The organism is bacterium (assembly GCA_013360195.1).
In the GTDB taxonomy this organism is placed as follows: Bacteria; Electryoneota; RPQS01; order RPQS01; family RPQS01; genus JABWCQ01.
On sequence record JABWCQ010000015.1, the window covers coordinates 105,701 to 123,674 of the forward strand.

Annotated in this window: 11 protein-coding genes; 5 read left to right on the forward strand and 6 right to left on the reverse strand. The window is 52.0% G+C overall.

Annotated elements, in window-relative coordinates; all coding sequences use genetic code 11:
* Nucleotides 1-23 precede the first annotated feature (23 nt).
* From HUU59_11135 to HUU59_11145, 3 genes are read left to right on the forward strand one after another with little or no spacing between them, the layout of a single operon-like run.
* Entirely contained in the window at nucleotides 24-329 is a 306-nt protein-coding gene (locus HUU59_11135) for a hypothetical protein (protein NUO19992.1), read from the forward strand.
* A 6-nt stretch (nucleotides 330-335) separates the two neighbouring features.
* Nucleotides 336-536 carry a hypothetical protein gene (locus HUU59_11140; GenBank protein NUO19993.1) on the forward strand — a complete coding sequence of 67 codons (201 nt, stop codon included), beginning with the start codon at nucleotides 336-338 and terminating at the stop codon, nucleotides 534-536.
* Nucleotides 536-1,642 (forward strand): site-specific integrase, encoded by a 1,107-nt coding sequence (locus HUU59_11145; GenBank protein NUO19994.1) that lies wholly within the window; start codon nucleotides 536-538, stop codon nucleotides 1,640-1,642. The genes HUU59_11140 and HUU59_11145 overlap by 1 nt, the downstream gene beginning before the upstream one ends.
* 693 nt (nucleotides 1,643-2,335) lie before the next feature.
* Here HUU59_11145 and HUU59_11150 read toward each other — a convergent pair.
* Together HUU59_11150 and HUU59_11155 are read right to left on the reverse strand one after the other, a co-directional pair.
* Nucleotides 2,336-2,800: a hypothetical protein gene (locus tag HUU59_11150; GenBank protein ID NUO19995.1), complete on the reverse strand. Its 465-nt coding sequence runs from the start codon at nucleotides 2,798-2,800 to the stop codon at nucleotides 2,336-2,338.
* 11 nt (nucleotides 2,801-2,811) lie between these two features.
* Nucleotides 2,812-5,364: a tail fiber domain-containing protein gene (locus tag HUU59_11155; GenBank protein NUO19996.1), complete on the reverse strand. Its 2,553-nt coding sequence runs from the start codon at nucleotides 5,362-5,364 to the stop codon at nucleotides 2,812-2,814.
* A gap of 215 nt (nucleotides 5,365-5,579) precedes the next feature.
* Between HUU59_11155 and HUU59_11160 the strand changes: the two genes are divergently transcribed.
* Nucleotides 5,580-6,404 carry an efflux RND transporter permease subunit gene (locus tag HUU59_11160; protein NUO19997.1) on the forward strand — a complete coding sequence of 275 codons (825 nt, stop codon included), beginning with the start codon at nucleotides 5,580-5,582 and terminating at the stop codon, nucleotides 6,402-6,404.
* Nucleotides 6,405-6,756: 352 nt separating this feature from the next.
* Here HUU59_11160 and HUU59_11165 read toward each other — a convergent pair whose 3' ends face one another.
* The 4 genes from HUU59_11165 to HUU59_11180 form a co-directional block, all read right to left on the reverse strand.
* Nucleotides 6,757-8,817: a PAS domain S-box protein gene (locus tag HUU59_11165; GenBank protein ID NUO19998.1), complete on the reverse strand. Its 2,061-nt coding sequence runs from the start codon at nucleotides 8,815-8,817 to the stop codon at nucleotides 6,757-6,759.
* Between the two features lie 18 nt (nucleotides 8,818-8,835).
* Nucleotides 8,836-9,270 carry a response regulator gene (locus HUU59_11170; GenBank protein ID NUO19999.1) on the reverse strand — a complete coding sequence of 145 codons (435 nt, stop codon included), beginning with the start codon at nucleotides 9,268-9,270 and terminating at the stop codon, nucleotides 8,836-8,838.
* Between the two features lie 180 nt (nucleotides 9,271-9,450).
* Nucleotides 9,451-10,083, reverse strand: coding sequence for a response regulator transcription factor (locus tag HUU59_11175; protein NUO20000.1), 633 nt, complete (start codon nucleotides 10,081-10,083; stop codon nucleotides 9,451-9,453).
* Between the two features lie 11 nt (nucleotides 10,084-10,094).
* Complete coding sequence (locus HUU59_11180; protein NUO20001.1) at nucleotides 10,095-12,563, reverse strand: PAS domain-containing sensor histidine kinase; 2,469 nt, start codon at nucleotides 12,561-12,563, stop codon at nucleotides 10,095-10,097.
* 543 nt (nucleotides 12,564-13,106) lie between these two features.
* On the opposite strand from HUU59_11180, the gene HUU59_11185 reads away from it, so the two are divergent.
* Nucleotides 13,107-17,974 (forward strand): hypothetical protein (locus HUU59_11185; protein NUO20002.1); only part of this gene is annotated, 4,868 nt, incomplete at its 3' end.

Consider the following 17,974-nt stretch of genomic DNA (forward strand, 5'->3'; position numbering starts at 1 on the left):
GCCGAAAACACAGAGGAGGAATTATGTATCGGTTTGTCTTGATTCTGGCAACTTTGGTCGCAATTGGTTGCGATTCGACAGACAACAACAGCAAGAAGGATTATCAACTGGTGATCGACAGTGACCGTACATATTGGGTTGTCACGGTTGAAGGGGATTCAATAAGGGGTGGTACGCCTTCAAATCCAGACGCAGTGTTCGATATACCGGATGAAGGATGCTTCACAATTTCTAAGACTGACGGCGGTTACGTGCAATGGAGCATCTCACCGTCAAGTCAGCAAGGTAGAATCGAATTAGCAGGACCGCACGAAATATGCATTGAATAGCAGCATATGAAGATAACGATCAATAAGAATGACGTCCTGCGTCGAACAGCAAAGGAACTCGTGCGCAAACACGGACTCACGCCACTGGAAGCCAGCGAAAGGACGGGCGTGCCGGTAGCGGAAATTATTCGCGAGTATGAAGAGCCGTCGCCGAGTTTCACGAGCATCGCGCCTGACGGCAAAGTGGAACAGCACGGGCGGGAATAGTGGCGAGCTTCTACAAACGAAAACTGAAGTCTGGCGACGTCTGGTACGTAAACCTCGTCCTCGCTGATGGCCGGCGAAAGAGTATCAATACCAAGTGTGAATCAAAAGCGGCGGCCAAAGAGGTCGCCGCTGAATTTCAGAGGAAGATACTGCTGGGCCTTGATCCGACCAAGCCTGAGCCGCCGAAGCAGAACGTGATTGCGCTATTTCAACGTTTCATTGAAGAGTCACGGCGGGACTGGTCACCGGACACAATCGCGCTGTATCGTGACACGCAAACCGTTCTGCAGGACACAATAGGGGCAATTCCTTTGACGGACATGAGCCGCAGTCACCGCGAAGTCATTATCAAGTATTTGACTGAGCGCGGTGCTGTCATGCGCGATCGGTCTGGGCGGGTCCGCAAGCTGCGGGCAATCAGTCCGCACACCGTCAACCGGCACTTACGGAACATCACGCGGTTCCTGAACTGGTGCGTAGAAGAGGAAATCATCAAGGGATGGCAACCGCCGCGACTGAAGGCCATGCAAGTCATTGCAGTTCCGCGTGAGTCGTTCACGCCGGACGAACTTGCGAAGATTCTCGAAACCGCGCGAGCGTTCCGGCAAAACGGACAGCCCGTTCATCTGTATTTCGCTTTCCTCGCATTTTCTGGACTGCGTAGGAACGAAGCCTTGAGCTTGACGTGGCAGGACGTTGACCTTGCACGTGGTCTGTTGCACGTGCCGCCAGGCAAAACCAAGCGCCGCGAAACTGTACCGATTACGGCTCCACTCTTGAGCATTCTGAATGCCGTTGAATCACCGCGTTCAGGCCGAGTGTTTCCCGCTCTGAGTGAAGAAGTTAGCGACACGTTCAAGGCCGTATGTGAGGCCGCTAATGTGCCATACAGGCCGCTGCACAGATTACGTGCGACTTTCGCAACGCAACTCTCCGCCGAAGGCCTACCGCCAATGGCAATCCAGCGACTTGCTCGTCATCGTAAGGTTGATACAACGCATGACTGGTACTACCAGCCGGAACAAAATGCGCTGAAGGAAAGCGCGAACAAAGCACTTGATGGCTCTGCATTTGCGACCGCTCTTCTACGGATTCTTGACAAATAATTTACAATCAAGAACCTAAACTCGGCCTGTCACGCCGGAGGTCGCGGGTTCGAGTCCCGTCGGCCCCGCTAAAAAAAGAGATGGTAAACCCTTTTGATTTGCTGGGTCCCTTTGTCGCTCATTCTCTCCGTGGTCAAAAGGACGGGGGTGGAATTTTATGACTTGGGAATCAGCGTGCTGACTTCGTTGATACCGGGACGCGTAACATGAGTAATGCTTAGCCCCGACACGATTCCTTTCTTGAGTATTGATTCAATGCGGCGTGTCGGTCAGGAAGCAGAACTGGGTGGCAACAACGCTCGGTGGCTCCCATGTAGGACCTGAGTCCGAATCGCGTTGTATGAAAGCAAAATATACCGGTCGCAAACGTGACACGGCAACTGAATCACTTAACCTAGCCTAAACATCCGTGCGCATAGGGACACACCCACCTAGAGGTAATCTCATCGCTTGCCCGCGCAAAAACCATCGGCCGGACCCGCCCGCAAACATCGCAAGCGTGTAGTGCACTAACCGTTGTTGAAACATCCATCTTCGCCCGGTAACTGCTTCAAATCCCGTTCATCTTTCTGGCTTGTGCGCACACTGCGCCCATCATTCCGACAACTCTCCAGTTAATTGTCCGAGAAATGGTGTACATTTCAATACGCGGGCCAGGACTAGGATGTATGCTCGAAGTCCACTTCCATCAAGCTAGGGGTTGTTCACGATGACAATGTAGTACTGCTGCGTTGCTGGTCCAGCCAGCACGCCCGCGTCCGTGTAGAACGTGTCCGTCACGGTCGCCACAAAATTCCCCGGGCCAGGTGTGAACTCGATCGTCGGTGCGCGGTGGATCGAGTAGCTGCCTGCGCCGGCACGCGTTTCCCAATAGAGCCGCGCATCCGGTGTTGATTCCTTAATCACCAGCCTCTGAATCGGTGAGAGTGGTGATACTTGCAACACGGGCGAGAGAAATCCCGCGTATAAATTGAAATTCGCGCTCGACTGCACGCCAATCGGCGTCGGCTGGCCGAATGCCGATACAAGTCCGAAATTTGCTGAGCTCGATGCGCCGCCGCCGGCATCCATCACGCTCTTGGTTAATCTGAAATTCTCGCTCTGCGATTGCGCCCACAACAGGGTGGGGAGGAGGAGAAGAAAAAGTGCCTTCTTCATGGTGTTTTTCCTTACTGCTTATCTGAATTGTTCAAACTGCCAAATTGCAAAATCGCCGCTTCCATCAGCTTCATCCGCGCTTCAAGGTCGGCAATCTTCTTGTCCTTCTCGCTGTTCAGCTTCGCCAACTCCTGCACCGCCGCGAACAGCACACCGTCCGCGTCAATGGTCGAGATACCGAGCGAGTCGCTGCCCAGTTGGAACGCCTTCCAAAAATCCTGAGCCATCGGGCCGACGTGCTCGATTCCTTCTGCTTCCGACTTGTATTCCCAGTTCTTGATGGGAAGCGCCGCAACCTTCTCCAGCACAGCCTTGGTGTCGGTCAGGTGAATGTCGCGCTTCTTTGTGGAATCGGACACCGCAACCCAAGCGCTGCCGCCTGGTGCCAACGTCACGCCGGATGAAAGACCAGAATTGGTGTAAAGCCGTATTCCACCCGCAGCGCGCACGTTGAATTGGTTTGATACCGAGGAAGAAAAGCTCGAACCGCTGTTGTCCGCATAGACAAAACTCCCGGCATTGTTCGCCTGAGCTTGATGTCCCATTGCCACCGAGTAGTTCCCCAACGCCTGATTGCTCTGCCCGCCCGGCACCGTGGCATATTGTCCCGAAGCAATATTCGCATTGCCGCCGCCAATGAACGCGTGTGTGCCTGAGGAGAGATTGGCAGAACCGCCGACGATGGAGCTGTTCAAGCCCGATGCCAATTGATCTTGGCCACTGCCGATGAATGCATAAGTAGCGCCTGCTCCAATAGTGTTGTTGAGTCCGCAACCGATAAAGGCATTCCATCCTTCTACGTCATTGCCCAGCCCGCAGACGATTGCAGAGTGTTCGCCGCGAACCGAATTTGTGTCCGAGTCGAGAAGTCCGCCGCCGCCGCCGATGAAAGAGTAGCCTCCCCGCACAAAGTTGCGCATGCCACCGCCAATGAAAGAATGCGTGCCGGATGCCAATTGATCTTGGCCACTGCCGATGAATGCATAAGTAGCGCCTGCTCCAATAGTGTTGTTGAGTCCGCAACCGATAAAGGCGTTCCATCCTTCTACGTCATTCCCCAATCCGCAGACGATCGCAGAATGCTCTCCTCGTACTGAATTTGAGTCTTGACTCAACCACCCCCCGCCTCCCCCGATGAATGAGAAGTCGCCGCGCGAATTGTTACGGATTCCTCCACCAACAAAGGATCCCGGGCCGGATGCCAAATTCCTCGACCCGCCCACGACAACCGCGAATACGTTGCTAGCCGAATTTGAGTCCGAGATAAAAGTTCCACCGCCTCCCCCGACGAATGAATAGTCGCCGCGCGCTATGTTTCCGCCGCCACCGCCGACCGTCGCGGACGCACCTAAGGCATCATTTGAGACGCCGCCGCCGACCGTCGCCGCCCCACCTGAGGCGACATTGGTGATTCCACCGCTGACTGTCGCAGAAAAGCCTGCGGCGACATTTTCATATCCGCCGCCGACCGTAGCGTATTCTGCGCTCGCTTCACATAGAATTCCTCCACCGATTGAAGTATAGGAAGTGGAGGCATTATTAAACCGTCCTCCACTTACCGTCGAATAGTACCCCGACGCAGTATCCTGCTGCCCTCCGCCGACAAACGAGAATCTCCCCGACGCCACGTTGTTGTTTCCTCCCGCCACGACCGCAAAACTATCCGACGCCGTATTATTCAATCCGCCGCCGATGCGCGCACCGTATCCGGTGGCGTCGTTGTCTTGTCCGCCACCAATGGAAGCAATCCAATTCGTCGCACGATTGGCGTAACCCGATTGAATGCCGGAGTATGGACCCTGCGCGTAGTTGCCGCCTCCACCACCCACCGCGGAGTAGTTGCCTCGTGCACTGTTCGAGTCAATCGCGCTTGCTCCACCGCCGCCGCCAACGGTTGCATATTGTCCGTTTGTGCGATTGTTGCGACCGCCGCCAATATTGGAGTTCAAACCTACTGCTCCATTGTCGTTTCCTCCGGCCACAACTGTGTTCTGTCCGCTGGCGGTATTATCCGATCCGCTGAGAACCGCCGCGCGGTTGGCAGATGCCGTGTTCGTTCCACCCAGTGCAACCGAGTTCGACCCCGAGGCTGTGTTGTTCGAACCTGCCACAAACGAGTTGCTCCCCGAGTTTGTCTGTCCGGGTCCGAATGTCCCCTTGCCCGTGACGGTGAGGTCGTTCAAGACGGTGCCACCCAGCGCACCGTCCACCGTTCCCACGCGATAAGCGTGACCGACCGAGACGACTTGATTTCTCGGACTCATTTCCGTATCTGCACCAATCGTCACGCCCAGCCAACGGTTGACAGCAAACGAGTCCGGCAGCACGGTCACGGAACCTAACAATACGTTGAACAGCCCATCTGTCACCGTTACGGCTGGATGCGACTCTGTCCAAATCGCCGTTCCGCCGCCTGCGGAACCGTAAAGTCGAAAGGTCATCGCCACCGTCGTGTCCAGCGGCGCACCGCCCAACGAGGTCAATTGTCCCTGATAGTTGACAAGTTGCGGTATCGCAAAGGCGTTCAGGGCCGCGGCCAAAAGGGCTGCAAGTGCGGTTTTCATCGGGATTCTCCGTGATTTCAGTATTCAACAAGGTATTCTACAATTTACCCTTTAATAAGCAGACGTGTCAACAAACTCATATGTGCTCAAGTATTGTGGTTCGATATGCTTCAAGGGTGTTAAAATAATGTAAAATCAAGTTTTAAACATCCGCGATGGGTCATCAAAACAGTGTATACACAAAAACCGAGGCGAAGCACTAATTGTGGCAGTTTATGCAGCTTGCGAACAAAAATCTAATCCGGTCAGGCCACACAGCTCCCTGGGCTACAACCCGCCCGCGCCGGAAACGAAAAAACAATTACTTCCGTCCCCGCTACGCTACGACGGAAGTAAGCAAGTGTAATCTTGCAACTGGTACAGAAAATGGGGGCAGACCAGTGCTCGATGACCTTGACAAGATTACTTTCACCAGTCTTCCCAAAGGCGTAACCCGGGAATTTGCCGGACAATCTCAGGAATACAAAGAGTCAAGCACAGGACTTTACTACTTCTTCCTCCTCGCGCTTGTGTTCATTTTCCTGGTGCTTGCGGCGCAGTTCGAAAGCTTCGTGCATCCCTTCACGATTCTTCTGTCTGTGCCGCTTGCTGTCTTCGGAGCGCTGGTCTCGTTGTTCGTGTTTGGACAATCAATGAACATCTACTCGCAGATTGGTCTCATCATGTTGATAGGATTGGTGACAAAGAATGCAATTCTTATTGTCGAGTTTGCCAATCAGCTCCGCGCGCGAGGCAGGGAGGTGAAAGATGCCATTGTCGAGGCTTCGCTCATTCGCCTGAGACCTATTCTCATGACCTCTTTTGCGACAATCTTCGGCATTCTGCCCATTGCCATCGGACTGGGTGCGGGCGCCGAAGCACGCAGGCCGCTTGGAATTGCCGTGGTCGGCGGTATGCTGTTCTCAACCTTCCTCACTCTCGTGTTGGTGCCGGTGGTCTATTCGATTTTTGCCAAATACACTCCGGTACATGAGGTGGAAAAAGCTATCGTCGAAGAGCAGGAGGCTGACCTTGCTGCATCGCCACAACACGCGAGCTAAGTTTCTGTAGCTGAATGTAAAAAGCCCCCGGAAATACCCGGGGGCTTTTTTTGAGGTTCGTACCCTCAATGCCTCTAATTCAGCAGATTTTTCTCTAAGATTGGTTAAAACAATGTCTTGCTAAGTTCAATATTTGAGAAAAATCTCTTGACCATGTGTTCATATGAATGTATATTATGACAATCTTAATAGCAATTTGTTCAAAACAACATTATGCAAATACAACAATGGAGTTATGAAGAACGGGCGATCCGAAGACCGCCCGCCTCGTCATAGGCTAACGCTGCTAGTGTGGGTGACGAAATGTTAGCCTACTACCTGTACAAGGAGAGAAACGATGAGTCCTTGCGAGTTAGATTGCGATGCTTGATGGCACTTGCACGGTTTGTCGGTTCATGTTAAGCGAATGACGAACCGCACGCGCCAACTCTTTTATGCTGAATGGCTTGTCGAGTATTGCACTGTACTGTCCAAGATTGGATGCCTGTGCACTGAATCCCGAACAAAGTATAATCGGTATGTCGCCGCGAATTTCGTGTATCTGCAGCGCAAGGTCTTCGCCCGAGAGATCCGGAATGGAGGAATCCGTGATAATAAGGTCAATATCGTGCGACGACTCCCTGAATTGCATCATGGCGGAGTGTGAGCAATCCGCAACGGACACCCTGTATCCAAGATACTCAAGCATTTGTTTGCCGAGTTCAAGAATCAGCGGTTCATCGTCAACCCAGAGAATGTGCTCGCCGCCCTTGACGTCGAGGACATGATTCTCAGTGCTCACATGCGCTTCCGCTATAGATCGCGGAAACAGAATCGTAAATGTCGTTCCGCACCCCGGCTCGGACTTAACGTGAATTGATCCGCCGTGTCGGCGTACAATGCCCTTTACGACGAACAGGCCAAGTCCCGTGCCTTCCTCATTGTCCTTGGTTGTGAAGAACGGTTCGAAAATTCTCGCTTGCGTTTCGGGGCTCATTCCCTTGCCCGTATCCGAAATCTCGAGGCGGACGTATTGGCCTCTGCGAGTTCCGTTTGGCCCGAAACTGTCCAAATGTACTTCGGTTTCCGAAATGCGGATGCGTAGCACCCCACCGGTTTCTTTCATTGCATGCCCGGCATTCACTCCAAGATTCATCAATATCTGGTGAATCTGATGATAGTCAGCTCCGATAACATCGCGCTCGGTTTCAAACGCGCGCTCTACGGAAATCCCCACCGGAAGTGACACGCGCAGCAACTTTATGCTGTTGTCAACAATCGTGCTGAGCTTGATCATTTGCAATCCGTCAGTCTCTTTCTTGCTGATATTTAATATCTGAATGGCAACGTCTTTTGCGTGCTGTGCCGACTCCAGAGCGATTTCCAGATTCTCGCGAACAGTGCTTTCCTTCGGCAAGTCCTCCAGGGTCATGTCAAGGTATCCGATAATAGGTGTGAGCAGCTTGTTCAGGTCGTGAGCCAGACCGCTCGTCATCGTTCCAATTGTACTCAGAGCTTGCAGCCTTCGGAGCGCGGCCTCAAGCCTCTGATTCTCCGATTCTATCTTTTTCTGCTCGCTTAAGTCGGTAATCAAGCTGATGTAATACTTCGGCATCCCATCCTGGTCGCGATGGATAACCGATGTCACTCGAGCCCACGCAATCGAACCGTCCTTGCGAATGTAGCGTTTTTCAAAGCCCGAATCGCGCGAGTGTTCATACACCAGTGAAGACGCCATTTCCATGGTCAGCGCTTGATCTTCGGAATATGTGAATTCAAGGACGGACTTGCCGACAATTTCGCTCGACTGCCGGTCGAGCAACTTGCAGAAGCTCCGGTTGGCAAAAAGATAGTGACCTTCAAGACTGATAATGGCAAGCCCGGTTGAAGAATTCGCAAACGCTTCGTGAAACCGCGCCTCGCTGTCTAACTGAGCTTGAAATGCGGCGACTCTCAAGTCTATATCAATCAATGAGCCGGAAATTCTCTTGATTCGGCCCTGTTTGTCTCGCACGGGCAGTCCGGAGAGATTCATCCAGATATATTCCCCGCCGAAGGACTCAAACCGGCAATCGAACGAAAAGCGCTTGCCCGCGCGCAGATACTGTTTCAAATTGTTGCGAATCTGAATCAAGTCTTCGGGATGAATGAGTTCGAATAGTCCGCGCAGCCTAAGTCGTTGCCTCGGTGATTCAAAGCCCAACAGCTTGAAAAAACTGTCCGAAACAAACACTTTGTCCGTTTGCCTGTCCCAGTCCCATATTCCGCATGCAGCTCCGTCCATCACTCCTTCAAACCTGTCTTCGTAGTCACGGAGAGCGCGCTCAAGCCTGTCGCAATACTGATATGTCGTCTCTGTCGGCTGCTGCTCCGGCTCGTGAACTCTCGAACCCGTGCGCGTCAGGACATCGTGTTCATCTTTTTTTCGCGTCATGAATGTCAACTTCCCCTGTTATCTACGAATCGACTGTTGCCGGGACGATCTACTTCTTTTCAAGACCTTCCGCGAGGTCAGCGATTGTCGAAGGTGCGGAAGCAACTCTTCAAATTCATGCGTCTTGTCAAGCACGGAATCGGCGCCCGCCTCAATATACTTGCGCATGGTGATTGGATTGAGGTCGGTTGACCATGCGATCACGTAAGTCCCTTGGCCCGAGGAGCGGATGGCGTTCAGTACTCTGAACCCGGATTCACCGGCAATGTTGCAGTCCAAAATAACGATATCCGGATGATGCGTTTTCAAGTATTCTAATGCTTCGGACATCGAACTTGCCACTGCCACACCTTCTTCCCCCAGAAGGACCGATACCGCCTCCAAGATGCGGGTCACGATCACGGGTGAATCGTCAACGATTAGGAGAGAGTGCTTGGCAGGCGGTTCAGTCATGTGTTGATTCGGCAACGTCCTTCGGACCAAGGGTTACGCGCTAACTTCTACCTAAATATATCGCCGCCCATGGGGGCGGCGGTATCGGTGAGTTTCTCAATATCGAGTCCGATTCTCAGGTGCGATTCTGTAGGACGAAAGCCGATATAATGGACTTCTTTATCAGGAATTACTAGTGTTCTATCCGTCTAACTTATTTGAAATCACGTAGTGAGTGAGTTCCGCATTAGATTTTAGTTGCATTTTCTCCAATATTCGTGACCTATATGTACTAACAGTCTTGACACTCAAAGAGAGGTCATTGGCGATCTCCGTCACTGTCTTTCCAGAGGCAATAAGGGTCAGTACCTGAAATTCTCGATCTGAGAGCTGCTCATGGGGAGCCATTGTATCTCTGGAGCTTACATAAGTTGCCAGTTTTTCGGCGACTGAGGCCGTCACGAATTTCTTACCTTCTGCAACTGTCCGAATGGCCCCGACGAGATCTGTCGCGGCAGCTTCTTTATTTAAGTAGCCGCTGGCGCCTGCACGGATGACCCGTATGGCATACTGGTCTTCAGGGTGCATGCTCAGCACAAGCACCGGCAACTCGGGGCGAAGCCTCTTGACCGTGGCAAGCACATCAAGGCCTCCTCGCCCGGGCATGGTAAGATCCAACACTAGAATATCAAACCGTACGGTCTCCATTTGTTCCAGAAAGTCGGGTCCGTTCGACGCCTCACCGACAAGCGAAATGTCGGGAGTCTCAGACAGTATTTGCTTCAAGCCCTCACGGACTATCTTATGATCATCGACAATAAAAACACGTATCATCCGATTTCTTTCTATTGAATTGGCAATGAGACCTTCACGAGCGTCCCATGTGGATTCAATCTTTCAAATTCTGCTTTTCCGCCAAAGTACTCGGCGCGTTCTCGAATGCTTAACAATCCGAACGACTTGGAGTCTTGAACATCGCTTTGGTGTATCCCGACACCGTCATCGCTGATTTTTAATACGATATTGCCCGCATCTTCGAAGACTTCCACCGCAACGCGCTGTGCGTTGGCGTGGCGTGCAACGTTCGTCAAAGCCTCCTGAGTGATCCTGAAAAGAGTCGTCGAAAGCTCCTTGGTGAGGAGTTTCTCGGGGAAAATGAAGTCGAGTTGGTTTGCGACTCCGGTTCTTTCCGTGAATTGATGGAGCTGCCACTCGATTGCCGCCGCAACACCGAGGTCATCAAGAATGCCGGGACGAAGTTCTGCGGTCATTCGCTTGACGGTCTTAATCATGCTGTCCACAAGATTGAGCATTATCTCCAGTTTGCCGGATTGCGGCGCACCCGTTATTTGCCTGGACAGATTCATCAGATCGATTTTCAAAGCCGTGAGCATCTGTCCCAAATCGTCGTGAATATTCCGTGCGATGGCGGTGCGTTCATCTTCTCGTACGGAAATCAGGTGTGCGACCAAACTCCGAATTTCATACTCAGCCTGTGCAAGCTCAGTGACGTTGACGACAGTTCCAATGAGTTTACGTGGTTTGCCGTCATCATCTTTGATAACCGCAACCGTATAGCGAAACACCGTCTGCTCTTGACCGGAAGCGAGATACTCCGACTGTCCTTCGATTGAATCGCTGCTTGATTCCCCATTGGGGGTATTCAGGAGATGCTCAATCTTATCGGAAATTGAAAACAATCGCAATGTCTCGAACAGCGGCATAGGGCCGAGTTTGGGATTTCGTCCAACCATTGCATACAGATTGTCCGACCAAAACATCTCTTCGGTAGCCAAATCTACTTCCCAGCTTCCGATACGGCCTGTATTCTGGGATTTCACGAGATGTAGTTGACGGCGTTCTAACTCGTATTGTGCTTCCACGATATTGGAGACATCGCGGATAATCGCATGCACTCTTGTTCCGTTCGCAGTCGGAACAACGGTTGTGGAAACATCGGCCGGGAAGACCGAACCGTCGGCGCGTTTGAAGGTCACCAAACCCCGGTACGAGCCTTCGCGTTCACGTGTTTCCACTGCCACGCGCCCGCTTGGACTGGAGTGATCGAAAAGAGCTTCTCGTCCAATCGATCGAAACTGTTCTTCAGTGTAGCCAAACAACCGGCAAGCGGAGGGATTTGCCCGCAGCAGCTCGCCTTCAGGTGAAGCGACCAGAATTGCATCAAGCGATCGGTCAAACAGCATGCGATACTCGGCATCAATCAGCCGGAGTTCCGTTTCGAGCTTTTGCTGTGCTATCGTATATTCGAGTTCCAGCCTCTTGGCATTCTGATTGTCACGATAGGTGACAAAGAACAGTCCCAAACCACTCAAAAGAAAGAGCAGCAGGAAGATGATAGCAGTCGAGCGTACTTCGAACTGATGAAATTCAGTCAGGGCACGCGTATCAAAGGTGACCAGGAGCGGCCACGGAAAATCCTCTCCGACTCCCTGAACTGCAAGCAATTCAGCACCGCGAACGGAAGTCTTGGTGTAAACCGAGTCAGCATTGACAGAATCGCCCTGCAGAATATCCTTCAGCGATGTTTCACTGATTAAGATTTCCTCAGGAACGTCGGGATTGTGCAGGACAACCAGATTTGCACGATCAAAAACTAGATACTGCACGAATCTGCCCAGCGCACCGACCGTTCCGGTAATTCTGGGGATGATTTTAGCCGAGCAGGAAATTCTGAAAACCGCGGCGCCGACAGTCATCGTGTCTCCTTGCGCCTGCGATGCAAGGAAGGGCAGAACGAAACAGACATGCGACGGCACGCCGTGCTCGTCAGACGTGAAGAAACTGCTGACGGACTTGATCTGACCTAGTCGCGGAAGCAAATGAGCAGCTTCATTGACTGACAGGTTGGTGCCCGGAGGCCGTGAAACAATCGTGGTTCCATCGGACTGGACTACGGTCACCGATTCGTAGCTTGAATTCCCGAACTTCGGCGCAAGCCATTCGACAAGCGGGGCGACTGCTGATACCGATGACGAATCGTCGGACAGCAGCAAGTTCAACTTATCAGAGTGCCATTGACCGTCGAACACATATCGCATGTCACTTTGACGCTCATTCCACCACGAGTCAAGCTGTTCCAATCTGGAGACTGTAATGTTGCGCACGTCCTTCTTCGCATCGGCGATGACTTGCCTGTATTCCTGCACGGAATTGTAAATGAGCAGAAGTGCACTGCACAGCAGAATTCCACCAAGCACAATTCCAAACTGGCGCCACCCTAATCCGAGGAAGCCGCGTTCTTTAGCCTGACCAGTTTCTTGATGGGGATTCTCTTGCATTTCAAGTTCGGGCACGATAAGTAGAACAGATGTTCAGTATTTTTTGAATTTGTGACTAAAAAGTCATAAAAACAACTGAACGCACAGATAAATTTTGTTATGTAATTGCGAATTATAAGTTTGAGTAATCAACTCTGCACTAACTTATACTATTTTCACAAAAAATTCAACTAGTGTGAAATTTTTTTCGCAACTATTATCGACCCTGAAGACATATACAAATCCACAAAAAGATTGCACCTTGCAAGGGGAACAAGAGGCGTTCAACAGGTGAAGGCAACCCGCCCGTATCGCTATCGGGCAACTTGAACTATTCTACAGTATTTACAGGGGCTTAACTATAAGGATTTGGGGACTACTGATCTGCCAGTGATGAACAATCTTCATGCAAGTAGTTGACTTGACGCCGTTCATAGTATAGATTCTATGTTGGAATGATGTAAACTCCACGACGTGCACTGATGTAGCGGCTGTTTACGGGGTCAGCGCAGTTAATCACAAATTTTGTGTCGTATCGTTGAAGAAATGAGTGGTCACGATCAGGAGAACGATGGGCCAATGATGTCAATTGTAAAATTCTTAAACCGGCAGGCGAGAGTACTTTTTTTTCTTGCGGTTGTTTCGGTGTGGCTGCCATTTGCACCGAGCCATGCAGGCATTGTTGCAACGAGGTATGAGACCGTCACTCTGCGGCCGCTCCATGTTCAGTTTGAGCGAGATCATCGAGTGTCTTTAGATTCGTTCGGCGATACGCTGAACTTTCGCCTTGCCATTGATACTGCTGCCTACTACTTGCGTAGTTTTCAAGCTGATGTTACCGAAGATAATGCAGGTAACGGCACCGATGGTTTAAATGAGTCACCGGACGATCCGGATGATGCGGGCTGGGATTGGGTGTTAAATTGGACCAACGATCCACACTCGCACTCATCTTCACCCAGTCCGGATAATATTTACGGTACAACCGCCTACGGACTTCTTCGGGCATTTCAGATTACTGGCAAATATGAGCTCTGGGTGGCATTAGTGGACGCCGCGGACAGGATGGTTGCGGCGGATACAACCGCCATGCGGAGCTCTGCGGACATCAAGTTTTTGCTTCTGTTTGATGACCAGTATGATTTCGAAATCGGGCCGACCTCCGTTTACTCTGATGCCGCCCGCGCAAAATACGATCATTTGATTTCCTCCTATGGTTCGGCTGCGGTGCTTGCCCAATCAATTCGAGATACGCGCGGGATAACTCAAGGCTATCCCAACGGAATCATCGGATGGGACATCGGGGCTTATGCTGTTGCGGCGGAAATGTTGTTTGCTCGATACGGGGGGAGCTATCACCAGGACGCGGTGGACATTGCAGAAGTTCTGTATCAGGATTCTTATGCGGACACTCCCGGGCTGTTTGACGTTGTTGACGACGCGGGTTGGGATCCCGGCTATGCGAACGTAAACTACTGGTGGTACACGCTCGGAATTTCTGGTCTTTTGGATGCGTTCAAGGCGAGCAACACGCATGCGGAGGTGTGGAGTGACCTCACATCACGTTTGATTGCCAGCCAATACAGCACGGGCGCATTCAGTTTCAGTTATGGAGCAAATGCCGGTGACGAAGACTGGCAATCCACGGCATATTCTGTCATGAGTTTGCACGCGTTCGACATGGTTCAGTTTGACACTGAAATTCGCAACGCGGCCTATTGGATCGGAGCCACGCAATCTCCGCAAGGCGGATGGCGGTATTCAAACGAAGACCACTATCCGGCGATTGGCGGTGAGAACCTGGCCGCATTGACGTATGGCAGTCCGGCTGATACGGTATGGGTGGATGATAACTGGGCAGGCCAGACGGATGTGAATGTTTTCAATTCCGCGAACAATTCCAAGCTGGTCTGGGGATATTCGGCTTTTGGAAACATCAAGTGGTCCCTTGCGGGTACCGATTCACGAACCATTTATATTCGCGCAGGACTTTATGTCGGGCAGGTTCATCCGCGTAATTTCGACTATCTGGAAATCATCGGCGCCGGCGAGGATTCGACTATTCTGCGCGCGCCGGCGACCACAATGCCCGACATTTATTTTGCGGGCGGTCCGAGCAGACCAATTCTATTCATTGACAATTCGCTGGCATATGTTTCCAATTTGACGATTGACGGCGACGGAAGGGGAAGCAACAACTCCAGAATGATCGGTGTTGCCTATTGGAACTCGGACGGAGTGTTTCGTGACGCGAAGATTCTGAATGTCCGCGACACGCCGCTGAACAACGGATCGCAAGGGGTCGGTATTTCTGTCAATCGAAACGACGGTCAGCCGCATGATGTGACGATACGCAACACTTACATTGCGGGCTTCCAGAAGAACGGAACGGGATTCACCGGTGCAGGAGTGAACGTGACCTGCGAAAACGTGACGGTGGTTGGTATAGGGCCAACTTCAACGGTCATCCAAAACGGCATTCAATACAGCCCGGGAACGACCGGTGTCATCAGAAACTGCTCAGTGAGCAACATTCAATGGTCGAGTTCACTTTGGATTGCCTCAAGCATACTGTTGTTTGAAGCGGATCAGGTGGATATCACGGGCACGACCGTGACCGGATGTCAAACGGGAATCTACAGCATTGACACGGACGGAGACATTGACAGCTGCAGCGTCACGGCGTCGCCGTCAGTGAGTTTGGCAGGCAAGCAGGGGATACGATTCTACGCCGCCGGAACCGCGCTTGCCGGTCTGCATGATATGCCGCAAATGTATGATGAGAGTATTGCAGACGAACGACTGCGCGACCATGTGCTTGACGAGAATGAAGTGGTCAACGTCAGCAGAGTGTCGATCACGGGTAATCTATCGAACAACAGCTACGGAATTTTGACGCAAGTCGACGGCGGAGTGCTTGACCTGACAATTGACAGCTGTGAAGTCGTCGGTTGGTCAAGAGGAATTGACATCTCGGCATCGAACGTGAGCGCGACAACCGTCGCCTCTGTTCGAAATACACGGTTGAATAATGTCATAAACGCGTTCGATAATCGTCCCAACCATGTTTGGGACAGCAATTGCTATTCGGATTACACGTCAAATTTCGGATTCCCCGGCACCTATGAAATAAGCGGTTCCGTTCCGTGGAATCTCGACGTAAATCCGAATCCGAACGGCTGTTATGAGGTAAACCTGGTCACTGACGGCGAATTCATCGGCTGCGGCGGATCCGAGTGCGCGGAAGGCGACATCTGCCTGACACTTGGTTCTCAAGGGTTACCGAACCTCCAACTGACCATGCAGCTTCCTTCCGGATACGCGCTTGCGCTTCCTCCCGGCGGAGGTGTCGTTACTCCGAGTTCAGACGCGGACACTTGCCTGATTCAAGCTTTTGCGATTGATCAAGGCGGGGGATCGGTGTTAATCGATATTGGATTCCAATGGCCGGGAAGCGTCGGAGACATCAGCAAGAAGATCGCCTGCATTCCGGTGATAAACATGTCGAATGGGACGGGAATTCATGCGGCGCAATTGAACAGCTCGTTATGGATAGACAGTGGCGGCGGCGAGCATCAGAATGACCTGGATCTTGGCGTCGGAGTCGTAAAGGTTGATTGTGATGCGCCGGTCATAAACAGTGTGCAGAACTTGACGTCCTGCGCCTTCGGGTCGGCGTCGCAGGTTGCCAATCAATTTTCCGTGACATTTTCCGATGCACTGTCAGGTCTCGACTCTGCGTGGGTGACCTTTCAACCATCGGGAGGCAGCTACGCATTTCTGGCAAGCGAAGTAACCTCACCGCAGACTCTGACATTCCCGGCGGACAGCGACACAGCGGTGTTTTACAATCTCCTCGCCGCAGATACCTGTAACACTTTGACTATCCGGGTCAGGGATTCAGAGTGCAATGTTTCCAACGCGGCCGTAATCTTGAATATTGGGCGTGACAATTCCGCGCCGTTGGTTAGCATTTTGGTAAACCAGCCTGATGGTTCCTGTCTCAACAATTCACCGGCCTCTCCCAATTACGGCGGCATTCTGCTGGACAGTGTACTGGACATTACCGCCTTAGTGGGCGGACAGCCGTGCTCAGCGACAACGGGAACTTTGATAATTGCTCACGCAGATGTTTCTGATTTTGTCGTGCCACTTGACCAGACAAGCTATCCCGAAGATGATTCGAGTGCGCTTGCACTATGGACGTGGATGCTGGATGTTCCGGGTTTCATGATTGCCAATGGCGACACATTCACCTTCGACGTATGGGCGTCTGATTGCGCGGGGAATATTTCTGCCGTGCAACAGTTCGCGATATGCGTGGATATGCAGTTGCCTGAGAACACATTCACTTCATTTGACGCCCGTCCCGCGCATTTGGGAGTCTGGCTCAAGTGGTCGTGGGAGTCGAGTTTGGACGCAGAAGAGATGCGAATCTACCGGAGTCCAATAAGCGGTGAGTATCCGGCCTATCCAAACGACCTTTGGAGTCAGGATTCCAATTATACAATGACCAGTCTGCCTCCGTCCGGATGGACACTTGTCGCGACTCAGTCAAGCTTCTCGGGCACCGTCACATCGGGTTCTTTCATCGGAACGCCGAATAACCGCGGCGATTCCTACTACCATGTGGACGGGGCGGATACGTTCTGGCTTGATGCAGAAGCCGGCTGGTTGGACGGGACCGGGAATGCTGCAACTTATCGTGATATATACCGCTACGTCACTTTTGTGAAGGATGCGGGCGGGAACTGGTCCATTGGAGATACGGTCGAAATTGGAATCAATGCCGACCGTTCAACAAATTATTGGCTCGGAGATTTCAGCACCGCTGACGGCTCAGGCGACCCGAATTCACGCGGTCGTGTGGACACAGATGACTTAAGTTTGCTCTCCGCCGTATATTTCACGAATGCCGGAGACTACAGAAACATCGGTCCGGTTGTCATCGAAAATTGGAGCGTTGGCAAGGGGATCCCCAACCCTGACTTAGCTGGTGCGATTGACTTCGATGACTTGACGCCATTCAGTTTTAACTTCCACAGCGTGTCCCCGGTTGGAATCACTGAAACGGAGTTTGCAATAAGCCCCGATCCGTCGCGGTCACGCCCGGCAATACAGTTGGACAACAGTCCGTATCTCGAACTGCTCGTGCAGGAAGAGAGCACTTTCGCACTTGGAGACGAATTTGACGTATTGATTCTGCTTCGTGGAAACGAAACAGGAATTGCCAAGGCAGTCGAAGCCAAGCTGCAATACGACGAAACAGCGCTTCATGCTGTGTCGGTATACGAAGGAAACCCGCACTCTTCGGCAGGAGTAGTGTTCAACAAAGTCAGACTATTGGATGCACAAGATGCTATTGGTCTGGTGGCCGCTTCTTGCGGGGGGACATCGACACTAAGCGGCAATTGCACGATTGCATCAATCAGGTTCAGAGTGACTGC

What these genes read in the sequence shown, in the direction of transcription:
- HUU59_11135 (NUO19992.1), top strand. Translation starts at nt 24, where the DNA reads ATGTATCGGTTTGTCTTGATTCTGGCAACTTTGGTCGCAATTGGTTGC.
- HUU59_11140 (NUO19993.1), top strand. Translation starts at nt 336, where the DNA reads ATGAAGATAACGATCAATAAGAATGACGTCCTGCGTCGAACAGCAAAG.
- HUU59_11150 (NUO19995.1), bottom strand. Translation starts at nt 2,800, where the DNA reads ATGAAGAAGGCACTTTTTCTTCTCCTCCTCCCCACCCTGTTGTGGGCG.
- HUU59_11155 (NUO19996.1), bottom strand. Translation starts at nt 5,364, where the DNA reads ATGAAAACCGCACTTGCAGCCCTTTTGGCCGCGGCCCTGAACGCCTTT.
- HUU59_11160 (NUO19997.1), top strand. Translation starts at nt 5,580, where the DNA reads ATGCAGCTTGCGAACAAAAATCTAATCCGGTCAGGCCACACAGCTCCC.
- HUU59_11165 (NUO19998.1), bottom strand. Translation starts at nt 8,817, where the DNA reads ATGACGCGAAAAAAAGATGAACACGATGTCCTGACGCGCACGGGTTCG.
- HUU59_11170 (NUO19999.1), bottom strand. Translation starts at nt 9,270, where the DNA reads ATGACTGAACCGCCTGCCAAGCACTCTCTCCTAATCGTTGACGATTCA.
- HUU59_11175 (NUO20000.1), bottom strand. Translation starts at nt 10,083, where the DNA reads ATGATACGTGTTTTTATTGTCGATGATCATAAGATAGTCCGTGAGGGC.